The following is a 24,263-nucleotide window of genomic DNA, read 5'->3' as shown; positions in this document are numbered from 1 at the left end:
TCGGACCGAGAGGGAAGATGAAAGCTCTTGTCTTCAAACGTTACGGCAAGCCGAATCAGGTCGCATTGGCTGAAATTCCCCGGCCGACGCCCAAGCCGAACGAAATTCTGGTCCAGGTTCACGCCGCGGGCTTGAACCCGATCGACAACATGATTCCGAAAGGAACATTCAAGCCCATCCTCAAGTTTCAGCTGCCGGCAACGCTGGGCAGTGATCTTGCGGGCGTCGTCGTCGAGGTCGGAAGCAGCGTGACCCGCTTCAAGCCGGGCGATGCCGTCTTCGCCAGCATCTTCGATTTCGGAACCGGTGCTCTCGCCGAATTCGCGCGCGTGCCGGAGCATGCCGCCGCGCTCAAGCCGCCAAACCTGGACTTCGTGCAGGCGGCCTCGATCCCGATGGTCGGCCTGACATCGTGGCAGGCGCTCAAGGAGCGCATGCGTCTCAAGCCCCATCAGAAGGTGTTCATCCCCGCGGGCGCCGGCGGGATCGGCACCTTTGCGATCCAGCTCGCGACATATCTCGGAGCCCGGGTGGGAACGACGACCAGCACAGGAAATGTCGATCTGGTGCGCAGCCTCGGGGCTGACGAGGTGGTCGACTACAAGACACAGCAATTCGAGGACGTGCTGCGGGACTACGACGCCGTGCTAGGCACGGTCAGGGGCGATGCGCTCGAAAAATCGCTTCGGATCCTGAAGCCGGGAAGCACGATAGCTTCGCTCATCGGGCCACCGGACGCCGCGTTCGCGCGCGCCCGAGGGATGAACTTCTTCATGGTGTTCCTGTTCGGATTGCTGAGCCGCAAGATCATTCGCCATGCCGGCAAGATTGGCGCGGAATATTCATTCCTGTTCGTGCATCCCGACGGTAGCCAACTCGCCGAGATCGGCGAGCTTCTCAAGGCCGAGCGCATCCGGCCGGTGATCGACAAGGTATTTCCGTTCGAACAGGCGAAGGCGGCGCTGGCGTATCTCGAAAAGGGGCGAGCCAAGGGGAAGGTCGTAGTCCAGATGAGGTCAAGCGCCAATTCTGGCTAACAAAACGTCCATACCGCGTCCAACAACGAGGTGTTTCGGAAGGGCCCGGGGAGCGCCATTTCGTCGGCCACCCCCAGAATTCGGCCGCCTTCCCCTCGTAGCCGCGACGACGATGCTCAGGAGCCAGCTTTCGCATGGCTCGGCGCAGCCACTCTCTCACGCCGTCGTGCCGTCGATCGAGCGGCGGATCACCTTCTGCACCTCCGAATTCGACAGGAACAGATCGTGGTTGATGATGCCCCAGCCTTCCTGGGAGGCATCGACCACGCGCACGCCGAGCCGCGCGATGACGGCCTTTTCGGCGGCGCCGACCCTGGTCATTCCACCTGCGATCTGGCCCGACAGCGCGAGTGCGCGGTCGTTCGTCGCGGCGATCACGGTGATCTTGCCGGCCAGCGGACCGATGCGCTGGATCGCCGACGAGAACACGTCCATGTCGATATCGGGCGCGGCAAACACGACCGCGCCGATCTTGCTCGTGACGGTGTCGCCGTATCGCGCATGGAGCTGACGCAGGCTTTCGAGCGTCAGCATGGTTCCCATGCTGTGGGCGACGATGTGCACGCGGCCGGCGCTTGGCGCCGACACGAGCGCGGAGAGCACGCGTTCGAAATCGTCGCGCGACCACATCGCGCTGTCGCGGTCATAGGCATAGTCGAACAGGCCGGCCTTGGAGGGCCAGGAGAACACCATCGTCCGGCCGCGGAACTTGATGCCATCGGAGAGATGGGCGCCGTCCAGCACGGCCGTCTCGAATGTCTGCTTGAAGCCGTGCACATAGATCAGCACGTCGCCTGTCCCGGCCTGCGCGGCGAGATCGCCAGCGTCGGCCGGCACCGGTTCGACCCGATCAAGGCGCCAGTCGCCAAGTCCAACGGAGGCGAGGGACAAACGGCTCTCGTCCGGCGCCGCCAGCTTGGCCCGCGCGACCGTCATGGCCGTCGCGCGTTCCGGCCCAAACCAGGGTTTGGCACGGGCGCCGTTGACGGGCTTGCGCGTGGTGGTGACAAGCACTGTCGGGTCAAGCGAGAGCGACGACGCGTCGAAGCGCGCGCCGGTTGCACCCAGGCCAGCGCATCCGCCGAGTGCGACGGCACTTCCTGCCGACATAAGCCCGCCGAGGAAAGCGCGGCGCGAAACGGAATGACGGGAGTCGCGTTGCTGAGGACGTCGGACGATCACTGGGAACCTTTGGGAACTTTGCCCACCTCACGCCGCCCCGCCTAGCTCACTGAATGACAATGCAGGCGAGAAGACGGCGGAGCCGCTTCGCGGCCGGTTCAAAAGTCATGGCCTTCGAACAGGTGCCGCATCAGCCGATGATGCCGATCGCGTGGAGCGTGCACAATCGCGCAAGGCTTACTCCGTGGCTTTCGCCGCGTAGGCCCCGCCCCGTCAAGCGAAACAGGCCAAAGTTCTGTCAACCCCTCCTCACAAAAATATTCTACTTTACCGAAATTCGGATTTGTCGTATGTGTCGGCCATCCCAGCCCACCAAAGGGGCGGTCGTACGTCGTTTCGAACGCGGGCGGGGAGTTGCGGTGGACGCGGGCGGCGTTAAAGGCGGAGCTTGCGCGTGCAGGGCGAGGTCATCTCGTGAGCAAGCGTGACCCGCGAAGACGAACGGCGCCCCTGCGTACGGCGAAACCGTGTGGTCCTGGCCGTCGTTGCTACGGTCAAGCCTTTCGCGGAGATGCGAGCGAGCCCAACCGGGCAGACTGCATCATCCAATTCGCGGGGCGAGGGAGGCCAGAAGGAAAGTTCGGCTCCCGGGAGAGCGCGGCATATTGGCCGTCAAACCATCGCGCAGGGAAGGCCTGGTATCGGCTGCCCTGTGTCTCCCCTGTGCATTGCGTGTGCATTTGTTCAGCACGGGGGTCTATACGGGTGCCAGCCGGCGCCCGGCCTTCCCTGCGCCCTTTCTTTCGAGAGGGTGAGGAGAGCAGCATCACTCGGGCAAAACATGCCGCGAGGACGCGGGCGCGCGTCCGCGGGTTGCCTGCCAGATGACCTTCCGTGCGAGCATGATGCGTCGGCTTCAGTGGAGGTGGTCGTCGCTTCCGGAATCTGCCTTGATGCGATTTCGAGGTGGAGGGAGTGACGATATGAGCGGCTTGGTGATCTCTGGCGGCCGGGTGGTAGATCCCGCGAGTGGGATGGACGCCGTCGGCGACGTGGCGGTGGTGGACGGCAAGGTCGCCGCGGTCGGCACGGGCCTCGGCGGCGCCGAGCGGGTGATCGACGCGACCGGGCTCGTGGTCGCCCCCGGCTTCATCGACCTGCACGCCCATGGCCAATCCATTCCGGCGGACCGCATGCAGGCGTTCGACGGGGTGACGACGACGCTCGATCTCGAGGCCGGCGTGCTGCCGGTCGGGTCCTGGTATGAGCGCCAGGCGAGAAAAGGCCGCGTGCTGAACTATGGCGCCGCCACCAACTGGGCGTTTGCGCGCATCGGCGCAATGACCGGCTCCAATGCGGAGAGCTCGCTGGAGGCGTTCGGCAACGCCATGCGCGACCGCCGCTGGATGGACAACGTGGCGAGTGATGCGGAGGTCGCCGGCATTCTCGAGCGTCTTTCGCGCGGTCTCGATGAAGGCGGCATCGGCGTCGGCATCCTCAATGCCTACGCGCCGGGCGCCGGCGTGCAGGAGCTGACCGCGGTCTGCCAGCTCGCCGCCGCCAAGGACGTGCCGACCTTCACCCACGTCGCCTTCATGTCGCGCATCGACCCCGAGAGCGCGGTGGAAGCCTATATTCGCCTGATCGGCTATGCCGGCGCCACCGGCGCGCACATGCACATCTGCCATTTCAATTCGTCGAGCAAGACCGACGTCGAGCGTTGCCGCGTGCTGATCGCGAAGGCGCAGGCGCAGGGCCTGCCCATCACGGTCGAAGCCTATCCTTACGGCACCGGTTCGACCGTGCTGGCCGCCGCCTTCTTCAGCGACCCCGAATTCGTCGAACGCAACGGCACCGGCTACGATTCCGTGCAGCGCGTGACCGACGGCTATCGCTTCCATGACCGCGAGGAGCTCTTGAAGGCGCAGGCCGAAGAGCCGTCCTCGCTGGTGCTCTGGCACATCCTCGACATCGATAACAATGCGCATCACCGCGACCTGCTCGACATGTCGGTGCTGTATCCCGGCGGCGCGATCGCGTCCGACGCGATGCCGTGGACGACGTCGGACGGCAAGACCTACACCGGCGATGCCTGGCCGCTGCCTGACGATGCCACCTCGCATCCGCGCTCGGCCGGCTGCTTCACGAAATTCATCCGCGAATGGGTGCGCGAGCGCAAGACCGTGTCGCTGCTCGAAGGCGTGCGCAAATGCGCGCTGATCCCGGCGGAAATCCTGTCGCAGAGCACGCCGGCGATGCGCGCCAAGGGCCGGCTGACGAAGGACGCGGACGCCGACATCGTCGTGTTCGACTACGAGAAGCTCTCGGACCGTGCGACCTTCACGGCGATGAACCGCCCCTCCGAAGGCGTGCGGCATCTCGTGGTCAGCGGCCAGGTGCTGATCAGCGACGGCGTGCTGGATCTGGCGGCGCGGCCGGGTAAGCCGGTGCGCCGCCCCGTCGTCGGGGGCTGACCCATGCCGGTCCCCATTCTCCTGGTGACGGGCTTTCTGGGGGCGGGCAAGACCACGGTCGTGAACCATCTGTTGGCGCATGCGGAGGGACGGCGGATCGCCGCGATCGTCAACGATTTCGGCGCTATCAACATCGATGCGGAACTGATCGCGGGCGCCAGCGACGGCGTTGTCAGCCTCGCCAACGGCTGCATCTGCTGCTCGCTCGAAGGCGATCTCCTGCGCACGCTTTCGACACTGCTGCGGCGAGATCCGAAACCGGACTACATCGTGATCGAGACCAGCGGCGTCGCCGATCCCGCCGACATCGTCCGCAATCTGATGGACCCCGTGATCCTGCGCGAGGCGCCGCTGGAGACGGTGCTGTGCGTGATCGACGCCGCGACACCGCCGGCCGCCCTGGACGATGCCCTCCAGCGCTCGCAATTGCGCGTAGCCGATATCGTGGCGCTGACCAAGCTGGATCTGGCGGAAGAGGGCGCGGGTGCGCGGATGCGTCAGGCCATCCGCGCCTTGCGCCTTCCGGCCGTGGTGGTCGAGGCGCGGCATGGCGAGATTCCGTCCGCGCTGCTGTTCCCCGCGAACGTCGAGCGTGCGCCCGTGGCGCGCGATCCGGGCCCGAAACGACCGGCGGAGGAGCGCTTCGAGACGCTGAGCTGGACCTCGGACCGCCCGATCTCGCTGCCCCGCCTGCAGCAGGCCATCGGCAAGCTGGCGCCAAAACTCGCGCGCGCAAAAGGCCTGTTCGAGACCGTCGAGCAGCCCGGCCGCCAGATGGTGTTTCAATTCGCCGCCGGCCGCGCCACGCTCGCCCCTGGCGAGGCGCCCGCACCGGGCGCGCCGCGCACACGGATCGTCTTCATCGCCGAACTCGGCGTGCTGTCGAAGGCCGAGCTCGACGGCATCATGGAGGCGTGCGTTGCCGAATGAAGCTGCAGTCTGTGCCGTCTCACGCGAATTGGGCGACGCCGTTTCCGATCGACCAGTTCTCCGCGGGGGCGTCGAGCACGTTGACGAACACGTCCTCGGGCCGGATGCCCGGGCTTTCGCCGAGCAGGTCGGCGATGCGGCGGTACAGCGCTTTCTTCTGCTCGGGAGTGCGCGAGGCGAACACCGTGATCTGGATCAGCACCGCGTCGTCGCTGCGCGCGACGCCGTAGGCATTGCCGCAGCGGAAATTCGCCGGCTCGTGCTCGCTGATGGTCATGAACTCGTCGCCCTCGGGCACGCTCAGCGCCTCGCGCATGGCGCGGTAGAGGCCGTCGAGAATCGCCTGCCGGTAGGCTTGCGGCTTGCCGGCGCGCATCGAGATGTGGAGCAGAGGCATCGCGCGTCCCTTTGCATGCGGGCCCGACCAGCAGGGCGAATGCGTGCGCCGCTGTTCGGCCCAGTGTTGAAACGGGCTATCAATTCCAATTGGTTTTTAACACGATGTCGAGAAAGCATGTTCTTGACGTCGTGTCAAATACTTCCAAAAGGAGCCGAGCTTGCGGCCGCGCGAATTCGATCATGACGAGGTCCTGCGCATCGCGTTCGACCAGTTCTGGCGCAAGGGCGTGCGCGGCACCTCGCTGTCGGACATCGCGCGCGATGCCGGCGTCCAGCGCGGCAGCCTCTACAACGCCTTCGGCAGCAAGGAAGCGCTGTTCCTGCAGGCCTATGAACGCTATGCCGGGGATTATCTCGCAGCGCTGCAGAAGGCGCTCGGGACGGGCTCCTTGCGCAAGCGCCTCACCGCGTTCTTCGATCTGACCATCACCAATTTCCGCTCGGGCACGCCGCCGCGCGGCTGTCCGACCACGCGCGGGCTGATGGAGCTCGGCGCCGCGGAAGGCGAGGGGTTGGACGAAGACGCGCGCCAGGTCTTTGCGGGCCTTATTTCGCGTATCACAGCACTGGTTCAGGACACGTTGTCGGCAGGCGCCGAGCGCGGCGAGTTCAACGGCAATGCCGCGGCCGCGGCGCTGCACATCGTCACCGTGACGCGCGGCCTCGCCGTGCTCGAACGTGCCTTCGGCGACGAGCCGCAATTGCGCAAGATCGCCGCGCACACCATCGATCTCGTGCTCGGCAGGAAAGGCGGCTAGATGTCAGCACAGAGCAAGCGCGTTGACCGCCCGTGTCGCCGCGGCTTCCTTGCCCGAGCCGACGAACGCGCAGACGATGGATTCGAGCTCGCCCGGCTGCTTGCGGCGCGCGACCGCCAGCAACCGCATCAATTCCGTCTCGTCCTTCGACAGCCGACGACAGGACGGCGGCATGAAGCACAGTTCGCATGGCCGGCCGCTGCGCAGGATTCTGACCAGCGCGGCAGCCCGCGCCACCAGCAGCGGACTGTCGGCAATGCCAGGCGCCTCGTCGGCAAAGCGATAGGCGGCCTCCCAGCAATCGGAGGCGCCGGTGGTGTAGGCCGCTCCGATGAAGCGGAACAGCGACAGCGCGACGCGGCAGAAATCATCGTAGCTGTCGACGCAGGGGCGCGCTCCAAGCGCGGCCTGGAGCGGACAGAGCCGCGATTGGCCGGCGTCCGGCACAGATCCGCAAATATCCGGGGTCATGACCGATCTCGTCAGTGCAATGTCGGGCTTCCGACCAGCCAGCTCTTCATCGCCATGGTCCGGTCATGGTCGAAGGATCGCACCTGCCGGTCGGGCAGGATGAGACCAGCCATGCGGAAGATCGTGGCGAGACCCCGCACGGGCGCCAGCGCCCAATCGGCGCCGACCGGCGGCAGCCAGCTCTCGAACCGTTCGCGCACGATGTCGATGCGATCCTGTTGTGCCGCGGCGATGGCCTGCAGAATCCCGCGCTCGCTGTCCGACATGCGCGGACAGGTCGGGCAGTGCACCTCGATCGCGGTGTGGGCCGTGCAGGCGAAGATCTCGATGATGGATTCCAGCGAGAGCACGGCATCGCCCACGCGGAAATGGTCGTACACCTCCTGGACATCGGCTGCGGTCGGAACGGCGCCGCCGCTGCGTGCCTTGGCCCGGAATCCCCAGATGAAGAGCCGTTCCGCCGCACTGAGCGCGGGAAGATCGACAGACCCTGATGATGTCGATTGATGCATGAAACCTCTGGCCCTTGGCTGCGCTCACGCCACAGCTGGCGCTGATTGTCTGCATCGATCGTTCTGCCGGAGCCCGCCCCAAGTCAACGCTCGCAGGGGCGATATCGAGGTCTTCTAGTTTTGAAGAGGTTTATATTCGAAGACGGGCGCGGCGCCGCGAGGGCGCGAAAGCCGTGCGCGGCGGCCGGGCCTCGGCGGCCGCTTGGGGAACCCGAATGCTTAAAGCTTTGCTAAGAGGATCGGGATAAATTGGCATGTCTGTCCCGCCAAATTTCGTGAGCTCCGATGATTTTCTCCCGCATCAGTTTCAAGCTGGTCCTGATTGTCGGCATCAGCCTTCTCGGCATGATCGCCCTCGTGCCGATCGCGCTGTCGACCCTGCGCACGCAGATGGTCGCCGATCGTCAGGCCAAGACGCAGCAGATGGTCGATGTCGGCTACGGCATCCTCGCCCACTACCAGAAGCTCGAGAGCGACGGGAAACTCCCGCGCGAACAGGCCCAGGCCGCCGCGATCGCCGAGATCAAGAGCCTGCGCTACGACAAGGTCGAGTATTTCTGGATCAACGACATGGCCCCGAAGATGGTCATGCATCCGATCAAGCCGGAGCTCGACGGCAAGGATCTGTCCGGGATGAAGGATCCCGCCGGCAACGCGCTGTTCATGGGCTTCGTCGACGTCGTCAAGAAGCAGGGCGCGGGCTTCTACGGCTACCTCTGGCCGAAGCCCGGCTTCGACCAGCCGGTCGGGAAAATCTCCTATGTGAAGGGCTTTGCGCCTTGGGGCTGGATCATCGGCACCGGCATCTATCTCGACGATGTCGACGCCGTGTTCCGCCAGTCTGCGACGACGTTCGGCTACGTCTGTCTCGCCGTGCTGGTCCTGGTCCTCGGTGCGTCCTTCGTGATCGGCCGCAGCGTGACCCGGCCACTGGCAAAAATCACCGCGCTGACCGAGCGGCTTGCCGCCGGCGACAGCGCGTTCGAGGTGCCCTATACCGACCGCAACAACGAGGTCGGCGGGCTCGCCAAGGCGCTGGCCGTGTTCAAGGACAATGCGTCGGCCGTCGAGCGGATGCATGCCGAGCAGCAGGAGCTGAAGCAGCGGGCCGACGGCGAGAAGCGCAAGGCGATGACCGATCTCGCCGGCAAGTTCGAGGCGAGCGTTCAGGCCGTCGTCCGCGACGTCTTCAACGAGGCGCGCGCGATGCAGCAGGCAGCCCAGGGCATGTCGGAAACCGCGGACAAGGCGACCGACCGCGCGAGCTTCGTCGCCTCCGCCTGCCAGCAGGCCTCGAGCAACGTGCAGACGGTGGCCTCCGCCGCCGGCCAGCTGTCGTCCTCGATCTCGGAGATCAGCCAGCGCGTCGCACAGGCCGCGACGGTGGCCGACAAGGCCGCCGCCGACGGTCAGCGCACCAACGACACCGTGCAGGGGCTGGCAGCGGCCGCGCACAAGATCGGCGAGGTCATCGACCTCATCAACCAGATCGCCTCGCAGACCAATCTGCTCGCGCTCAACGCCACGATCGAGGCGGCGCGGGCGGGCGAAGCCGGCAAGGGCTTTGCGGTGGTTGCGAGCGAAGTGAAGTCGCTGGCGAGCCAGACGGCAAAAGCGACCGATGAGATCGGCGCTCAGATCACGGCGATCCAGGCCGAGACCAATCAGGTCGTCGGCAACATCGAGAGCATCCGTGCCACCATCATGGAGGTCAACGAGATCTCCTCATCGATCGCCGCCGCGGTCGAGGAGCAGGGCGCCGCGACGCAGGCGATCGCACACAGCGTGCAGGAGGCGGCCTCCGGAACCGACCAGGTCTCGCAGAACATCTCCGGCGTCAGCGACGCGACCGCGGCGACCGGCCAGGCCGCAGGCCTCGTGCTGCAATCGAGCGGCCGGCTGACGCAGAAGCTGCAATCGCTCGAAAACGAAGTCAGCGCTTTCGTCGCGGGCGTGCGCGCGGCGTAACGAGAAGCGCTGCAAGACGACTTTCTTTTTCCGCGTCGCGGCATCGGCCGCGACGCGGATGCTGTTTTTCTTGACATGACGTCTGCCGTGCTCGACGTGTAGCGATGTCGATTGACGGCACGTGCGTGCCCTCGAAAAGAAAAGCAACACGGAAAGACGTCATGAGCGCGGGCCTCAACGAGAAGGATTATCTCGCTACCTTGCGTGGCCTGTGGGACAAGGCCTGGCCGAACGGCATGCCGCGTTCGCCGAATTATCTGCACGGCGAAGTTCCCTTGACGGAATATCTGCGCGCCTGGGCGAAGCGCAGTCCGGAGCGGCCTGCAATCATATTCTACGGCCACGTCACCACCTACGCCGATCTCGACCGGCAGAGCGACCGCTTTGCGGCGCTGTTGCAGGCCAAGGGCGTCGGTAAGGGCGATCGTGTCGCCGTGTTCCTGCCGAACTGCCCGCAATTCCACATCGTGTTCTTCGGCATTTTGAAGCTCGGTGCGATCCATGTCCCCGTCAGCCCGCTGTCGCGCGCGTTCGAGCTGTCCTACGAGCTCAACGACACCCAGGCCGACGTGATCGTGGCGCTCGACCAGTTCGTCCCCGTCGTCGAGCAGGTGAAAGGCGAGGTGCAGCTGCGCGAGATCATCGTCACCAGTTTTGCCGACGTCATTCCGAAGGCGCCCGCATTTCCCACGCCGGACTCGATCCGGACGCCGCGCGTTTCGGTCCCGGACGCGACCGATCTGCTGCCGGCGCTCGCCGCAATGCCTACACCCACGTCGCTGCCGCCGCCTGGGCTCGATGACGTTGCCGCGCTCAACTACACCGGCGGCACCACCGGCATGCCTAAGGGCTGCGTCCATACCCATCGCGACATGGTGTACACGGCCGCGGCCAATTACGGCATCTCGGTGCTGTCGGACGAGAGCAGCGTGTTCCTGTCGTTTTTTCCGGAATTCTGGATCGCCGGCGAGAACTTTGGCCTGATCTTCCCGCTGTTCTCCGGCGCGACGCTGGTGCTGCTGGCGCGCTGGGATGCCGTCGGCGCCATGGCCGCGATTGACAAATACAAGGTCACCATCACCGCGATGCCGGTCGATGGCGCGGTCGAGCTGATGGACCACCCGCGCTGGAGCGAGTTCGATCTGTCGTCATTGAAGCAGGTCCGCGTCGTCTCCTTCGTCAAGAAGCTCAACGCCGACTATCGCAAGCGCTGGAGGGATCTGACCGGTACGATCCTGATGGAGGCGGCGTGGGGCATGACGGAGACCCACACGTCCAACACCTTCACGGCCGGCTTCCAGGACGACGATTTCGACCTCAACAACCAGCCGATCTTCGTCGGCCTGCCGGTCCCCGGCGCCGAGTTCAAGATCACCGATTTCGAGACCGGCGCATTGCTGCCGCTCGGCGCGGAAGGCGAGATCCGCGTACGGACGCCCTCGCTGCTCAAGAGCTATTGGAACAAGCCGGAGGCGACCGCCGAGTCGCTCGTCGACGGTTGGCTGCGCACCGGCGATATCGGCAACATCGACAAGGACGGCTTCCTGCACTTCCTGGGCCGCCGCAAGGAGATGCTGAAGGTCAAGGGCATGAGCGTGTTTCCGCCGGAGATCGAGGCACTGCTGGGCCAGCACCCGAAGGTGCTAGGCTCGGGCGTGGTCGGGCGCGACGATCCTGACAAGGGGCAGGTGCCGGTGGCCTATATCCAGCTCAAGCCTGAGGCGGTCGGCACCATCTCTGCGGAAGATCTGCGCGCCTGGTGCGCCGAGCGCATGGCCGTCTACAAGATCCCGGAAGTGCGTATTATCGATGCCCTGCCGCTGACGGCCACGGGCAAGGTGAAGAAGCAGGATCTCGACCCGAATCTTCCTGCTGCTGTCTGAATGAGAGAGACGATGTCGTTCAAGAAGCTCCTGATTGCCAATCGCGGCGAGATTGCCATCCGCATCGCGCGCGCGGCGGCCGACGCCGGCATCGCGACCGTTGCGATCCATCCCACTGATGATGCGCTGTCGCTGCACGTGCGCGTTGCCGACGAGGCCGTCGAAATCCCCGGCCGCGGCGCCCGGGCCTATCTCGACATCGATGCGGTGGTGACGGCGGCAAAGAGCGTCGGCTCCGATGCCGTGCATCCCGGCTACGGCTTCCTCAGCGAGAACGCCGCGTTTGCCAAGGCCTGTGCCGATGCAGGCCTCACCTTCGTCGGGCCGAAGCCGGCGGCGCTCGAATTGTTCGGCGACAAGGTCGCGGCAAGGCAACTGGCAAAGCGTTGCGGCGTGCCGATCATTGCCGGCACCAGCGGGCCGTCGTCGCTGGAGGAGATCACGGCGTTCTTCAGCTCCCTCGGCAGCAATGCTGCGATCGTGATCAAGGCCATGGCCGGTGGCGGTGGGCGCGGCATGCGCGTCGTCGAGAGCGCGGCCGATCTCACGGAGGCCTATGCGCGCTGCCAGTCCGAGGCCAAGGCTGCCTTCGGCTTCGACGGTGTCTATGCCGAGCGGCTGATCCGGCAGGCGCGCCATATCGAGGTGCAGATCATCGGCGATCGTCACGGCGCGATCTCTCATCTCTGGGAGCGCGAATGCACCATCCAGCGCCGGCACCAGAAGCTGATCGAGGTGGCGCCGAGCCCGTCGCTGAGCGAGCCCTTGCGCGGCCGTATCATCGAGGCGGCGAAGCAGCTTGCGACGGCGGCGATTTACGACAATCTCGGCACGTTCGAGTTCCTGGTCGACGGCACCGCCGAGGACAGCTTTGCTTTCATCGAGGCCAATCCGCGGCTCCAGGTCGAGCACACCGTGACCGAGGAAGTGCTCGGGCTCGACCTCGTCCGCGCCCAGCTCGCGGTCGCATCAGGCGCAACGCTGTCCTCGCTTGGCCTTGCGCAGGGATCGATCCCGAAGCCGCGCGGCCATGCCATGCAGCTCCGCGTCAACATGGAGACGCTGGACGCATCAGGCGCGACGCATCCGACCGGCGGCGTGCTCGCTGTTTTCGAGCCGCCGTCAGGGCCGGGCGTGCGCGTCGATAGCTTTGGTTACGCCGGCTACAAGACCAGCGCGGCCTTCGACTCGCTCCTCGCGAAAGTCATCGTGCATACGCCGGGCGAAACCTGGCATGATGTCGTTGCAAAAGCCTCGCGCGCCTTGCGCGAGTTCCGGATCGACGGCGTGGTCACCAATATCGCCTTCCTGCAGGCGGTGCTGGCGCATCCTGATTTCAGGACCAACCGAATCGCGACCGACTTCATCGATCGCAATATCGCAAAGCTCGTCGATGCCGCCGACGGTGCGGCCAAGCCGCTCTACTTTGCGCCGACCGAAGGAAGTGGCGTTTACGGCGCGGAGACGCATGTCGCGCAGATCGTGCCTGAAGGCACGGTGATGGTCGCAGCGCCCTTGCAAGGAACCATCGTCACCATTCAGGTGAAGGAGGGCGAGATCGTGCGCCCCGGCCAGCAGCTCGCCGTGATCGAGTCCATGAAGATGGAGCATCTCGTGATGGCCGAGCAGGGCGGCCGGGTGACAAAACTCGCCGCCGGCGACGGTGCCACGCTGCTGCATGGCGAGGCGATCCTCTATCTGGAGCCGCTCGACGTCGCGGCCGACAGCACGACGGCCGAAGCCGATATCGATCTCGACCACATCCGCCCCGACCTCGCCGAGCTGATCGCGCGCCAGGCCAACACGCTGGATGCGAATCGCCCCGCCTCGGTCGAGCGCCGCCGCAACACCAATCAGCGCACCGCGCGCGAGAACGTCGCCCAGCTCGTCGACGAAGGCTCGTTCATGGAATACGGCAGCCTTGCCATCGCGGCGCAGCGCCGCCGCCGCAAGCTCGACGATCTCATCAAGAACACGCCGGCCGACGGTCTCGTCATGGGCGTCGCCACGGTCAATGGCGAGAAGTTCGGGCCCGAGGGTGCGCGCTGCATCGTCGTGGCCTATGACTACACCGTGCTCGCGGGCACGCAGGGCCACATGAACCACAAGAAGATCGACCGCATGCTGACCTTGGCGGAAGATTGGCGCGTGCCGCTGGTGTTCTATGCCGAAGGTGGCGGCGGCCGGCCCGGCGACACTGATCGGCTCGGCATGACCGGTCTCGACGGTCCGTCCTTCGTGCAGTTCGCAAGGCTCTCCGGCCTCGTGCCCGTGATTGGTGTCGTCTCCGGCTATTGCTTCGCCGGCAACGCCGCGATGCTCGGCTGCTGCGACGTCATCATCGCCACCAAGAACGCCTCGATCGGCATGGGCGGCCCTGCGATGATCGAGGGCGGCGGCCTCGGCGTCTATCATCCGGCCGAGGTCGGCCCTGTCTCGTTCCAGTCGCCGAACGGCGTCATCGACATCCTCGTCGAGGACGAGGAGGAGGCGACATCCGTCGCGCAAAAATACCTGTCCTATTTCCAGGGCGCGGTGACGGGGTGGGAGGCCGCCGACCAGCGCCTGCTGCGCCGGGCCATCCCCGAGAATCGCCTGCGCGTCTACGATATCCGCAGCGTCATCGATCTCGTCGCCGACAAGGATTCCGTTCTGGAGCTGCGCCGCGACTACGGCGTCGGCATGATCACCGCGCTGATCCGCATCGAAGGAAAACCGTTCGGCCTGATCGCCAACAATCCGCGTCACCTTGGCGGCGCCATCGATGCCGATGCCGGCGACAAGGCCGCGCGCTTCCTCCAGCTCTGCGACGCCTTCGATTTGCCCGTCGTCTCGCTTTGCGACACGCCCGGCTTCATGGTCGGCCCGGAAGCGGAGAAGACCGCGATCGTGCGCCACGTCTCCCGCATGTTCGTCACGGGCGCGAGCCTCACCGTGCCGCTGTTCGGCATCGTGCTGCGCAAGGGCTATGGCCTCGGCGCACAGTCGATGATCGGCGGCGGCTTCCACGCCTCGTTCTTCACCGCGGCCTGGCCGACCGGCGAGTTCGGCGGCATGGGGCTGGAGGGGTACGTCCGCCTCGGCTTCCGCAAGGAGATGGAAGCCATCGCCGACCCCGAGGAGCGCGAGACCTATTACCGCAACAAGGTCGCCGAGCTCTATGCCAACGGCAAGGCGGTCTCGATCGCCTCGGTGTTCGAGATCGACAACGTCATCGACCCCGCCGAGACGCGGCGCTGGATCATGGCCGGACTCCGTTCGGTGCCGAAGCCGCCGGCCAGGGCCGGGAAGAAGCGGCCGTGCATCGATACGTGGTGAGGGCGGTGCAGCAATAGCTGCGTTTCGGTTCCGGATTGACATCCCCGCCTGTGGTGCCAGACTTTGCACAATAATACAGGGTGGAGACGTCCGCGATGGCCAGCCTGTCGGCCTCGAACCATGTCGCCCGCGTCTTGTCCGTCGCCAATCAATTGGCCGACGTCGATGCCTCTTCGCGCATTGCCGATTCCTGGCGGCGCTGCCTGATCAGCCACAAGCTCGACCCCGCCCGCCAGGGACCGCCGCAGACGCTGACCGAGGCCGAGGTCCGGCATGTCGCCGAACCGATGGAGCAGCTGATCCAGCTGGCGACGCCGGAGCTCGAAGACCTCGCGCGGGTGCTGCGCGAGGCCGGCTATTGCGTCAATCTCGCCGACCCTAGCGCCACGATGCTGTGGAGCCGGCTGCCCGGCCCGGCCGATACTGAGATATTCATGCGCTGGAAGGTCTATACCGGCTCGAATTTTTCCGAGGCTTTCGAAGGCACCAACGGGCTCGGCACCGCACTTGCGGAGCAAAGGCCGATCCTGGTGCATCGTGACGAGCATTTTCGCGCGCAGTGGCACATGTTCTCCTGCGCCGTGGCGCCGCTGTTCGACCACGCCGGTCGCCTCGCCGGTGCCGTGAACATCACCTCTTGCCGAGAGGATCTCGAGCGCGCTGCGCATCAGCTCGCGCTCGCGGTGACGATGGAGGCGACGCGGCGCATGGAGGGCGCGATCTTCCGCGGTCATTTCCGCAACGCCTGGATCGCGACCGTGCCGGGCGACGGCGGCAGCGGTCTGCTGGCCTATGACGACGATCGCCGCATCGTCGGCGCCTGCCGTTCGGCGCGCGCACTGCTGGGCCTCACCGACGGCTTGATCGCATCCGGCATCGATCTGTCGCGCTACGTCAAGTTCGATCGTCATGCCGCCCGCGGCGTGGACGAGACAGTCGAGTTGCGTCGCGCCGATGGCAGTGCGTTAGGGCAGGGGCATGTTGCGCCGCCCCTGCAGACGAGATCATCGGCGCGTCCGCTCGCGCCGCGCCGCGATGCGCCTGTCGATCGCTTCGACGCGCTGCACCGGCTCGCCGGCCGCGATCCCGGGCTGATCAGAAGCGTGAAGCGGCTCCGAAGCATCGGCGATCACAATCTGCCCGTGCTGCTGCACGGCGAAACCGGCGTCGGCAAGGATGTGTTCGCGCGCGCCATTCACGCCGCGAGCAGCCGGGCGCGCAGCAATTATGTCGCGCTGAATTGCGCGGCGATGCCGGAGAGCCTGATCGACGCCGAGCTGTTCGGCTACGAGGCCGGCGCGTTCACCGGGGCGCGGCGCGACGGCTCGAAGGGCCTGATCGTGCAGGCCGACGGCGGCACGCTGTTCCTCGACGAGATCGGCGACATGCCGATCGCGCTGCAGACGCGTTTGCTACGCGTGCTGGAAAACCGAGAGGTTTGGCCGCTCGGCGCACTCAAGCCTGTCGCCGTCGACATCCGCCTCATCAGCGCCACGCACCGCGATCTCGGCCGCATGGCCGAAGAAGGCGGCTTCCGCGCCGACCTCTATTTCCGCCTGCGCGGCCTCGAGGTACGGCTGCCGGCCTTGCGCGAGCGTGCCGACCGGGACGACGTCATCCGCCAGATCGCGCGCGAGGAGGCGCCGAACTGCAGGCTTTCGGACCAAGCGTGGTCGCAACTCTCGGCCTATTCCTATCCCGGCAACATGCGCCAGCTTCGCCACGTGCTGCGGCTCGCCGGCTGCACGGCGGAGAACGGGATCATCACCGATGCGGATCTCGACCTGCCGCCGTTCGGAAAAGCGGAGCCGGACCTCGAAGCGGCCGAGCGCGCCACGATCGTCGAGGCGCTGCGCAAGCACGGCGGACGCGTCGCCGAAGCAGCACGGGCACTGAAGCTCAGCCGCGCGACGCTCTATCGGAAGATCAAGCTGCTGAAGATCGAAACGGCGCAGTAGCGGTCTCTGTCCCAGATCACAGACGTCGTAGGGTGGGGCAAAGGCGCACTTGCGCCGTGCCCACGACTTCTCGTTTAGGACCTAAGACGTGGGCACGCTTCCGCCTTCGCTCTTCGAGCTACGGCGGACAAGTCGCTTTGCCCACCCTACGATCTCTGTAGTCGTGGATCGCTTGCGTGGCGCCTCTTACGAAAAATCCGTCCAGCTCAGATGCCGTGAATCGAGGTCGCCGACCGTCACCGTTTCGCGCATCTCATGCGGGGTGTGAAAACTGCTGCGCAGGTAGACCAGCGGCGCTGCGGTCGCCAAATGCGACACGCCGCGCACTTCGCCGACGAAGATCGAATGCGTCGTCGTCTCGAACTCCTGCGCCAGCACGCAGTCGAATGCGGCGACCGCATCCGTCAGCACCGGGGCGCCGGTCGCGCCGCGCGTCCACTGTCCGAACGCAAAACGGTCGTCGCCGTTGACGCCCTTCTGGCCGCTGAAGGTGAGCGCGAGCAGGGCGTGATCCTCGTGCAGGAAGTTGATCGCGAAGGCGCCTTCCTCGCGGATGCGCGCATGTGCGCTGGCGTTGCGGTTGACGCAGACGATCAGCGACGGCGGGGAGTCCGACAGCGAGCAGGCCGAGGTCACCGTCAATCCCGTGCGCTTGCCGTGCTCGGCGCCGACCGTGACCAGCGCGACGGCGCCGGCACATTGGCGCATCGCTTGCTTGAAATCCTTTGCGTCGAGAGGATTGGCGTCGACCGTCACGCGGAAATCTCCGAAATTGGAAACGGGTGCGACACGATCGTGCCGCACCCGCTGAGCGTCAAGCCGCCTTCTTCGCGGAGCCGAGATGCGCAAGGCGCGGCATCACCTCGTTCTTCAGCAGCGAGAGCGAGTGATGCCAGGCTTCCGCCTTGTGCTTGTAGTCGAAGCCGAACACCAGCAGCACGCCGAAGCCGCCGACCTCGTCGTAGATCTTCTCGATCTTCTCGGCGACGGTCGCGGGCGAGCCGACGATCCAGTTCCGCTTGGCGCAATATTCGACCGTGACGTCGCTGTCGGGGACATCGGGCGAGTGCTTGAGATAATCCTTGAAGCCGAAATGGCCGAGCAGCGGCAGGAAATACTCGCCCATCATCCGGCCCATCATGTCGCCGGTCGAGAGCTTCCAGGCTTCCTCGTCGGTGTCGGCGACGAACACCTCGCGCACCAGACGCCAATCCTGCCGGTTCGGCTTGCGCCCGGTCTTGGCGGCGCCGATCTCGACGGAGTCCCAGTGGCTCGAGACATAGGCCGGGTTGAGGTTGAGGCTCATCGGGATGAAGCCGCGCTCGCCGGCGAGCTTCAGCGTGTCCGAGTTCTTCGACAGCCCGGCGACGCCGATCGGCGGATGCGGCGCCTGCAGCGGCTTGATGTGCGGCTTGAGGAAGTCGAACATCGTGTCCGGCTTGGTCACGGTCCAGAACTTGCCCTTGTGGGTGAAGGGCGCGGGCTCGGTCCACAGCTTCAGGATGATCTCCAGAGCCTCGCGCGTCATATCGCGGTTCTGCCCGCTCATGCCGTCGACGTTGAACATCGCCCAGTCGCTCGGCAGCCCGGAGGCCGCGACGCCGAAATTGAGCCGGCCCTCGGAGAGATGGTCGAGCATCGCGACCCGGTTGGCGAGCTCGGCCGGATGGTGATAGGGCAGCAGGAATCCGCCCGGCCCGATCCGAAGCTTCTTGGTCTGCATCAGGGCCTGCGCGATCAGGAGGTCCGGCGTGGGATTGGGTTCCCAGGGCGCGGTGTGGTGCTCGCCGACCCAGGCCTCCTGATAGCCGAGCTCGTCGAGCCAGCGCATGACCTGCAGGTCCCAATCGTTCCCTTCCTTCAGGCCGCACTCCGGCGGATGCGAAGGCATCGTGAAATAGCCGATCTCCATGGGTTTCCTCATCTGATGTTGACGCGTCTTGTCGCGCGTTGACGGAGTTGAGCAACGAAGCTTCAGCAAGCGCTGTGCCAGCGGTTCAGCAATCGCTGTGCCAGCGGTTCAGCAAGCGCTGTGCCAGCACGGCTGAGCCTCGAATTGCGGAGAAAGGGCTGGTTTGCCCGCACAATAGCCGGTATCCCGGCGGTAGACCCGCAAGACGTCGTCTCATTGTCGCGAGACGGCGTCCCGGCCGTGAGACGAGGACAGTTTCGAATGACCGAACCCGCTTATGTCGCGGTGGACTGGGGCACCAGCAGTTTCCGGTTGTGGCTGGTCGATCGTGCCGGCCAGGTGCTGACCGAGCGCCGCAGCGGCGAGGGCATGCTGGCGGCGGCGAAGGCAGGCTTTCCCGCCGTGCTGCGATCGCATCTTGCGGCGATCGAAGCGCCGGATCATCTGCCGGTTCTCGTCTGCGGCATGGCCGGTGCCAAGACTGGCTGGGTCGAAGCCGGCTATGTCGACACGCCGGCGCCGCTCTCGGCCGTCCTGAAACAGGCCGTGCGCGTCCCCGGCGAAGCGCGCGACATCCGCATCCTGCCGGGCATCGCGCAGCGCGATGCAGCCGCGCCGGACGTCATGCGCGGCGAGGAAACGCAGCTGCTCGGCGCGCTCGGCCTCGATGCCGCGGGCGAGGCGCTGGTCTGCATGCCCGGCACGCATTCGAAATGGGTGCGCGTGAGGGACGGCGTGGTCGAACGCTTCTCCACCTTCATGACCGGCGAGCTCTTCAGCGTCGTCTCGCGCGAGACCATCCTGTCGCTCGCGGTCGCCGGCGCCGACGAGGCCGAGGATGTCGCGAGCTTCAAGGCGGCGGTGAAGGCCGCCTATGAGGCGCCGGCCTTCGCCGCCAATCTCTTGTTCGGCGCGCGGTCGCGCCAGCTTCTGTTCGGCGGCACGCCGGCCGCGGCGCGCGAGACGCTGTCGGGGACGTTGATCGGCGTCGAGCTGGCGGCGGGGCTTTCGGGCCTCGTGCCGCAAGCGGGCGTCAAGCTGATCGCCTCGGGGCGGCTTGCGATGCTGTACCGGCTGGCGTTTGAGGCGCTGTCGGTCAACGCTGATACGGTCGATGCGGATGAAGCCGTCCGCCGTGGCCTTTCGATGGCAGCTGCCGCGATCTGGACGAAATCAGAGGATCTTTGAGATGAGCGTTCCCTTTCCGCCGATGAAGCGGCCGCTGGTTGCGATCCTGCGTGGCGTCAAGCCCGAGGAGACCGAGGCGATCGTCGCCGTGCTGATCGAAGCCGGCATGACCGCGATCGAGATCCCCCTGAACTCGCCCGATCCGTTCCGCTCCATTGCAACGGCGGTGAAGCAGGCACCTCCGGGCGTGCTGATCGGCGCCGGCACGGTGCTGGCGACCGCGGATGTCGATCGTCTCAACGACGCCGGCGGCAGGCTGATGGTCTCGCCGAATGTGGACACGCAGGTGCTCGTGCGTGCGCATCAGTACGCCATGGTCACGCTACCCGGCGTGTTCTCGCCGACCGAGGCGCTGCTTGCCGCGCGCTCCGGCGCATCGGGCCTGAAATTCTTTCCGGCCAGCGTGCTAGGTGCCTCCGGCATTGCCGCGATCCGCGCCGTGCTGCCATCAGGCGTCATGATCGCGGCCGTCGGCGGCGTCTCCGATCAGAATTTTGCCGAGTACATCAAGGGCGGCGTCACCGCCTTCGGGCTCGGCTCCAGCCTCTACAAGCCCGGCATGAGCGTCGCCGACGTCGCCGCGCGCGCGAAGGCGACGATCGCGGCTTACGATCGGGCAATTCAGAAAGATTGAACGGACAATAACTAGCCGTGATCCTGACATAGCCTATTGTGCCACCACATGGAGTCGCGATGCTGATATTTGCGCATCGTGTGATGTGACTGGCTGAATCAGGAGACCGACATGGCGATCAACAACGTGGCCGATCTGTTCGTGGCAACGCTCGAGCAGGCCGGCGTCAAGCGCATCTACGGCATCGTCGGCGACAGCCTGAACGCCCTGACCGAGGCGCTGCGCCGCCGCGGCACCATCGAATGGATCCATGTCCGCCACGAGGAGGTCGCCGCGTTCGCCGCCGCCGGCGAAGCCGAGATGACCGGAAGCCTTGCGGTGTGCGCGGGCTCCTGCGGCCCCGGCAATCTGCATCTGATCAACGGCCTGTTCGACGCACATCGCAGCCGCGTTCCCGTGCTGGCGATCGCGGCGCAGATCCCGACCGCCGAGATCGGCGGTGGCTATTTCCAGGAGACCCATCCGCAGAACCTGTTCCGCGAATGCAGCCATTATTGCGAGCTGGTGTCCGACCCGAGCCAGCTTCCTTACGTGCTGGAGAATGCCATCCGTGCGGCGGTGGGCCTGCGCGGTGTCGCCGTCGTCGCCATGCCCGGCGACGTCGCGTTCCGCAGCCCGCCCAAGCGCGCGCTGTCGACGACGCGCGGACTCGCGCTGTCGGCGCCCCATGTGGTGCCGCAGGCGAATGAGCTGAAGGCGCTAGCCGACCTTCTCAACGGCACCGAGCGCGTCACCTTGTTCTGCGGCCGCGGCTGCGCCGGCGCGCATGCGCCCTTGATGCAGCTGGCCGAAGCGCTGAAAAGCCCGATCGTGCATGCGCTCGGCGGCAAGGAGCACGTCGAATACGACAACCCCTATGACGTCGGCATGACCGGCTTCATCGGCTTCTCCTCGGGCTATGCCGCCATGCACGCCTGCGACGCGCTGGTGATGCTCGGCACCGATTTTCCCTACAAGCAATTCTTTCCGACCGATGCGAAGGTCGTGCAGATCGACATCCGCCCGGAAAATCTGGGACGGCGCTGCAAGATCGATCTCGGCCTCGTCGGCGACGTCAAGCTGACCATCGAAGCGCTGCTGCCGCTGCTGAAAGCGAAGACGCAGCGCAAGCATCTCGACGACGCCGTCGCGCACTACAAGAAGGCGCGCGAGGGTTTGGACTCGCTCGCCAAGGGCACGCCGGGCAGCAAGCCGATCCACCCGCAATATCTCGCAAAGATCATCAGCGATCATGCCTCCGACGATGCGGTCTTCACCGCCGATGTCGGCACACCCACGGTGTGGGCCGCGCGCTATCTCGACATGAATGGCCGCCGCCGGTTGATCGGCTCCTTCGTGCACGGCTCGATGGCCAACGCGATGCCGCAGGCGATCGGTGCGCAGGCCGCCCAGCCGGGCCGCCAGGTCATCTCGCTCTCCGGCGACGGCGGCTTCACCATGATGATGGGCGATCTGATCACGCTGACGCAAGAGAAGCTGCCGGTGAAGGTCGTGATCTTCAACAACGGCGTGCTCGGCTTCGTCGCGCTGGAGATGAAGGCGGCAGGTTTCGTCGACACCAATGTCGACCTGGAGAATCCCGATTTCGCGGCGATGGCGCGCGCGATGGGCATCTTTGCCAAACGCGTCGAGGACCCCGGCGAGCTCCCCGGTGCGGTCAAGGAGATGCTCGCCCATGACGGCCCGGCCCTGCTCGACGTCGTCACCGCCAAGCAGGAGCTGTCGATGCCGCCGACCATCACCACCGAGCAGGTCAAGGGGTTCAGCCTCTGGGTCCTGCGCGCGGTGATGAACGGCCGCGGTGACGAGGTGCTTGATCTTGCGAAGACGAATTTGTTGCCGCGTTAGCCCCGCTTCACCGAAGGCGCGGTCAGCTGCTCCTGGCGGCGCTGGAAGCGCTGCCAGTGCAGCACGCTGCCGATCAGCAGGGCCGGCAGGAAGCCGAGCGCGATCAGGAAATGCGGCAGCTGCGTCGGCGAGACGAAGGCGATGGCGATGTCCGAGATCAGCCAGAGCGCTGCGAACATCACCGCAAAGTCAGTTCGCGCGCAGCGCAAATAGTAGAACACGGCGGTGATGACGATCGCGGGGCCGATCGCAACGCCGATCATGATCGCGGTCAGCTCCTTCGGCGTCAACGCGTCGAGCATCATCGCGGCCAGCAGCCAGAGTGCGGCGAACATGGCGACGATGTCGAGCGGATGCCGCAATTCAATACCTCTCGCGGGGACGCGCTATCGTTGTGGCCGGAGCTGCGGCCGTCAAGTCAAGATGCGCTTATTCCTCGTCACTTCCGGGCGTCGGGCGCAGCATGAAATGGCCGAAGGCGGTGGCGATCGGCTTGGCCGCGTCATCCTGCCAGGCGCGCGCCTCGAAGGCGACGATACGCCGGCCCTGCTTGACGATCGAGACGTTGGCAAACGTATCGAGCGCACGGCCGGAGCGCAGATAGTTGACGGTGAGCCCGATCGGCTTGGGTGGCGCGGCGGCGCCGAGCTCGCGCGCGACGCCGATGACAGCCGTGGTCTCGAGGAAGGCCCCGGTCATGCCGCCATGAATCGCGGGCAGGATCGGGTTGCCGATGATCTTTGTCGAGAACGGCATCGTCAGTGTGCCGTCGTCATTGACGCGGATGCCGAGAGCGCGCGCGAACGGGCTGCGCGCGAAGGGGCCATCCGGATCTTCCGGCGCCTCCAGCACCGGGATGCTGCGCGCATCCATCCTGCGGTCGGCGAGCATGTTGGTGCGGTTGGCGCCGATCATGAAGCAGGCGGTCGCAGTCGCTACCGGATCGTCCTCGGACTCCTGATAGGCGGTGGAGCGCACGAAGGCGATCGAGCGCGTGGTGCGGTAGCAGACCGAATGCGCCTTGATGTCGAGGCCGGGCGTCGCCGGCTTCTGGTAGTCGATGCGCAGGTCGAGGGTTGCGATCGCGCGCGTGCCGTCGAGCGCAAGTTGCACCGCCATGCCGCAGCTCTCGTCCAGCATCGCGGTGACGACGCCGCCATGCAGCACGCCGGTCTCGGTGTCGCCGACGAAGACGGGCCGGTAGGGCAGGCTCGACCAGGCCTCGGCGGGCGCAAAGCGGTCGAGCTGGAGCCCGCTGATATGGCCGTAGTCGGAGCGGCGGCCCTTGATGGCGTCAGCGAGTTCCTCGAAGGGGAGCGTGGTCGGTATGGTGCTCATGGGGACGTTCTAGACCAGTGTCGGGCGCCGCGCAAAACCCCGAATTGGCCTCGACAGAGCAGGCCGAAGCACCGATGGTGGGCGCTTCGTTCGCCGACTTGCCGCAAGGAGCGCCCATGGCCGACCCCGAAACGCCCGCCAACAATCAGGGGCCCGTCACCATTTCGAGCTCCAGCTCCGAGCGGGCGCCGATCATCTATTTCGACGGTGCGTCCTGCTTCGGCCATCACAACGGCGCGATCCAGATCGAGCTCGCCGCGAACCTCCTGATGCCGGTCGGCGCGGCCGTCAGGGTCGACGTGATCCAGACCGCGCATCTGCGCTGCAGCGTGGCCGCAGCACTTGCGCTGCGCGAAGCCCTCGACAAGGCACTGGCGATGTTCCGGCAGGGCCAGCAACAGCCGGTGACGGAGGAGATCCCCGCGGTGAAGAATTGAGATCGGAACGCTCTAGGATCCCGTCGCGAAACAAGACCTCATCCTGAGGGCCCGCCATCGGCGGGCGTCTCGAAGG

20 protein-coding genes are annotated in these 24,263 nt (G+C 65.9%); 12 read left to right on the top strand and 8 right to left on the bottom strand.

From position 1 onward, the window contains the following. Positions 1 to 17: 17 nt before the first annotated feature. The gene (locus XH81_RS11235) at positions 18 to 1,037 is read left to right on the top strand and encodes an NADP-dependent oxidoreductase (RefSeq protein WP_028140452.1); all 1,020 of its coding nucleotides are present in this window, start codon (positions 18 to 20) and stop codon (positions 1,035 to 1,037) included. Between the two features lie 156 nt (positions 1,038 to 1,193). On the opposite strand, the gene XH81_RS11230 is transcribed toward XH81_RS11235, so the two are convergent. Continuing rightward, positions 1,194 to 2,147, bottom strand: a complete 954-nt coding sequence (locus tag XH81_RS11230; protein WP_049801859.1) for an alpha/beta hydrolase — start codon at positions 2,145 to 2,147, stop codon at positions 1,194 to 1,196. A gap of 995 nt (positions 2,148 to 3,142) precedes the next feature. Here XH81_RS11230 and XH81_RS11225 point away from each other — a divergent pair. Both XH81_RS11225 and XH81_RS11220 read left to right on the top strand, forming a co-directional pair. Next, positions 3,143 to 4,633, top strand: a complete 1,491-nt coding sequence (locus tag XH81_RS11225; protein ID WP_028140450.1) for an amidohydrolase family protein — start codon at positions 3,143 to 3,145, stop codon at positions 4,631 to 4,633. 3 nt (positions 4,634 to 4,636) lie between these two features. Next, a complete protein-coding gene (locus XH81_RS11220) occupies positions 4,637 to 5,563 on the top strand; it encodes a CobW family GTP-binding protein (protein ID WP_028140449.1) in 927 nt (308 codons plus the stop codon). Positions 5,564 to 5,582: 19 nt separating this feature from the next. Here XH81_RS11220 and XH81_RS11215 read toward each other — a convergent pair whose 3' ends face one another. Then, positions 5,583 to 5,960 carry a tautomerase family protein gene (locus XH81_RS11215; RefSeq protein ID WP_028140448.1) on the bottom strand — a complete coding sequence of 126 codons (378 nt, stop codon included), beginning with the start codon at positions 5,958 to 5,960 and terminating at the stop codon, positions 5,583 to 5,585. Between the two features lie 160 nt (positions 5,961 to 6,120). Between XH81_RS11215 and XH81_RS11210 the strand changes: the two genes are divergently transcribed. Further along, positions 6,121 to 6,720 carry a TetR/AcrR family transcriptional regulator gene (locus XH81_RS11210; protein ID WP_028140447.1) on the top strand — a complete coding sequence of 200 codons (600 nt, stop codon included), beginning with the start codon at positions 6,121 to 6,123 and terminating at the stop codon, positions 6,718 to 6,720. Positions 6,721 to 6,723: 3 nt separating this feature from the next. Here the strand turns inward: XH81_RS11210 and XH81_RS11205 are convergent, their stop codons facing one another. Both XH81_RS11205 and XH81_RS11200 read right to left on the bottom strand, forming a co-directional pair. Further along, positions 6,724 to 7,191, bottom strand: a complete 468-nt coding sequence (locus XH81_RS11205; protein ID WP_028140446.1) for a hypothetical protein — start codon at positions 7,189 to 7,191, stop codon at positions 6,724 to 6,726. An 11-nt stretch (positions 7,192 to 7,202) separates the two neighbouring features. Then, the gene (locus XH81_RS11200; protein WP_028140445.1) at positions 7,203 to 7,703 is read right to left on the bottom strand and encodes a hypothetical protein; all 501 of its coding nucleotides are present in this window, start codon (positions 7,701 to 7,703) and stop codon (positions 7,203 to 7,205) included. A 285-nt stretch (positions 7,704 to 7,988) separates the two neighbouring features. Between XH81_RS11200 and XH81_RS11195 the strand changes: the two genes are divergently transcribed. The 4 genes from XH81_RS11195 (at position 7,989) to XH81_RS11180 (ending at position 16,830) form a co-directional block, all read left to right on the top strand. Beyond that, a complete protein-coding gene (locus XH81_RS11195) occupies positions 7,989 to 9,671 on the top strand; it encodes a methyl-accepting chemotaxis protein (protein ID WP_028140444.1) in 1,683 nt (560 codons plus the stop codon). A gap of 161 nt (positions 9,672 to 9,832) precedes the next feature. Then, entirely contained in the window at positions 9,833 to 11,554 is a 1,722-nt protein-coding gene (locus XH81_RS11190; RefSeq protein WP_028140443.1) for an AMP-binding protein, read from the top strand. 12 nt (positions 11,555 to 11,566) lie between these two features. Further along, positions 11,567 to 14,872 carry an acetyl-CoA carboxylase family protein gene (locus XH81_RS11185; RefSeq protein ID WP_028140442.1) on the top strand — a complete coding sequence of 1,102 codons (3,306 nt, stop codon included), beginning with the start codon at positions 11,567 to 11,569 and terminating at the stop codon, positions 14,870 to 14,872. Positions 14,873 to 14,967: 95 nt separating this feature from the next. Then, the gene (locus tag XH81_RS11180) at positions 14,968 to 16,830 is read left to right on the top strand and encodes a sigma-54-dependent Fis family transcriptional regulator (protein WP_028140441.1); all 1,863 of its coding nucleotides are present in this window, start codon (positions 14,968 to 14,970) and stop codon (positions 16,828 to 16,830) included. Between the two features lie 186 nt (positions 16,831 to 17,016). On the opposite strand, the gene XH81_RS11175 is transcribed toward XH81_RS11180, so the two are convergent. Both XH81_RS11175 and XH81_RS11170 read right to left on the bottom strand, forming a co-directional pair. Beyond that, positions 17,017 to 17,586 (bottom strand): flavin reductase family protein, encoded by a 570-nt coding sequence (locus XH81_RS11175; protein ID WP_028140440.1) that lies wholly within the window; start codon positions 17,584 to 17,586, stop codon positions 17,017 to 17,019. A gap of 58 nt (positions 17,587 to 17,644) precedes the next feature. Next, on the bottom strand, positions 17,645 to 18,742 hold the full coding sequence (locus tag XH81_RS11170; RefSeq protein WP_028140439.1) for an LLM class flavin-dependent oxidoreductase: 1,098 nt from the start codon (positions 18,740 to 18,742) through the stop codon (positions 17,645 to 17,647). A gap of 261 nt (positions 18,743 to 19,003) precedes the next feature. On the opposite strand from XH81_RS11170, the gene XH81_RS11165 reads away from it, so the two are divergent. From XH81_RS11165 to poxB, 3 genes are all read left to right on the top strand, one after another. Further along, a complete protein-coding gene (locus XH81_RS11165) occupies positions 19,004 to 19,930 on the top strand; it encodes a 2-dehydro-3-deoxygalactonokinase (RefSeq protein ID WP_028140438.1) in 927 nt (308 codons plus the stop codon). 1 nt (position 19,931) lies between these two features. Further along, positions 19,932 to 20,564, top strand: coding sequence for a 2-dehydro-3-deoxy-6-phosphogalactonate aldolase (locus tag XH81_RS11160; RefSeq protein WP_028140437.1), 633 nt, complete (start codon positions 19,932 to 19,934; stop codon positions 20,562 to 20,564). 111 nt (positions 20,565 to 20,675) lie between these two features. Further along, a complete protein-coding gene (gene poxB / locus XH81_RS11155; RefSeq protein WP_028140436.1) occupies positions 20,676 to 22,412 on the top strand; it encodes a ubiquinone-dependent pyruvate dehydrogenase in 1,737 nt (578 codons plus the stop codon). Here the strand turns inward: poxB and XH81_RS11150 are convergent. Both XH81_RS11150 and XH81_RS11145 read right to left on the bottom strand, forming a co-directional pair. Continuing rightward, on the bottom strand, positions 22,409 to 22,774 hold the full coding sequence (locus XH81_RS11150; RefSeq protein ID WP_028140435.1) for a hypothetical protein: 366 nt from the start codon (positions 22,772 to 22,774) through the stop codon (positions 22,409 to 22,411). The genes poxB and XH81_RS11150 overlap by 4 nt on opposite strands. A gap of 67 nt (positions 22,775 to 22,841) precedes the next feature. Then, the gene (locus XH81_RS11145) at positions 22,842 to 23,750 is read right to left on the bottom strand and encodes a PaaI family thioesterase (RefSeq protein ID WP_028140434.1); all 909 of its coding nucleotides are present in this window, start codon (positions 23,748 to 23,750) and stop codon (positions 22,842 to 22,844) included. A 116-nt stretch (positions 23,751 to 23,866) separates the two neighbouring features. On the opposite strand from XH81_RS11145, the gene XH81_RS11140 reads away from it, so the two are divergent. After that, positions 23,867 to 24,187 carry a hypothetical protein gene (locus XH81_RS11140; RefSeq protein WP_028140433.1) on the top strand — a complete coding sequence of 107 codons (321 nt, stop codon included), beginning with the start codon at positions 23,867 to 23,869 and terminating at the stop codon, positions 24,185 to 24,187. The last annotated feature ends 76 nt before the right edge of the window (positions 24,188 to 24,263 follow it).

The sequence above is a fragment of the Bradyrhizobium sp. CCBAU 25360 genome, from assembly GCF_028128695.1.
Taxonomy (GTDB): Bacteria; Pseudomonadota; Alphaproteobacteria; order Rhizobiales; family Xanthobacteraceae; genus Bradyrhizobium; species Bradyrhizobium ottawaense.
Note: the sequence above shows the minus strand (reverse complement) of the source record. Positions and strands in the feature narration are given on the sequence as shown.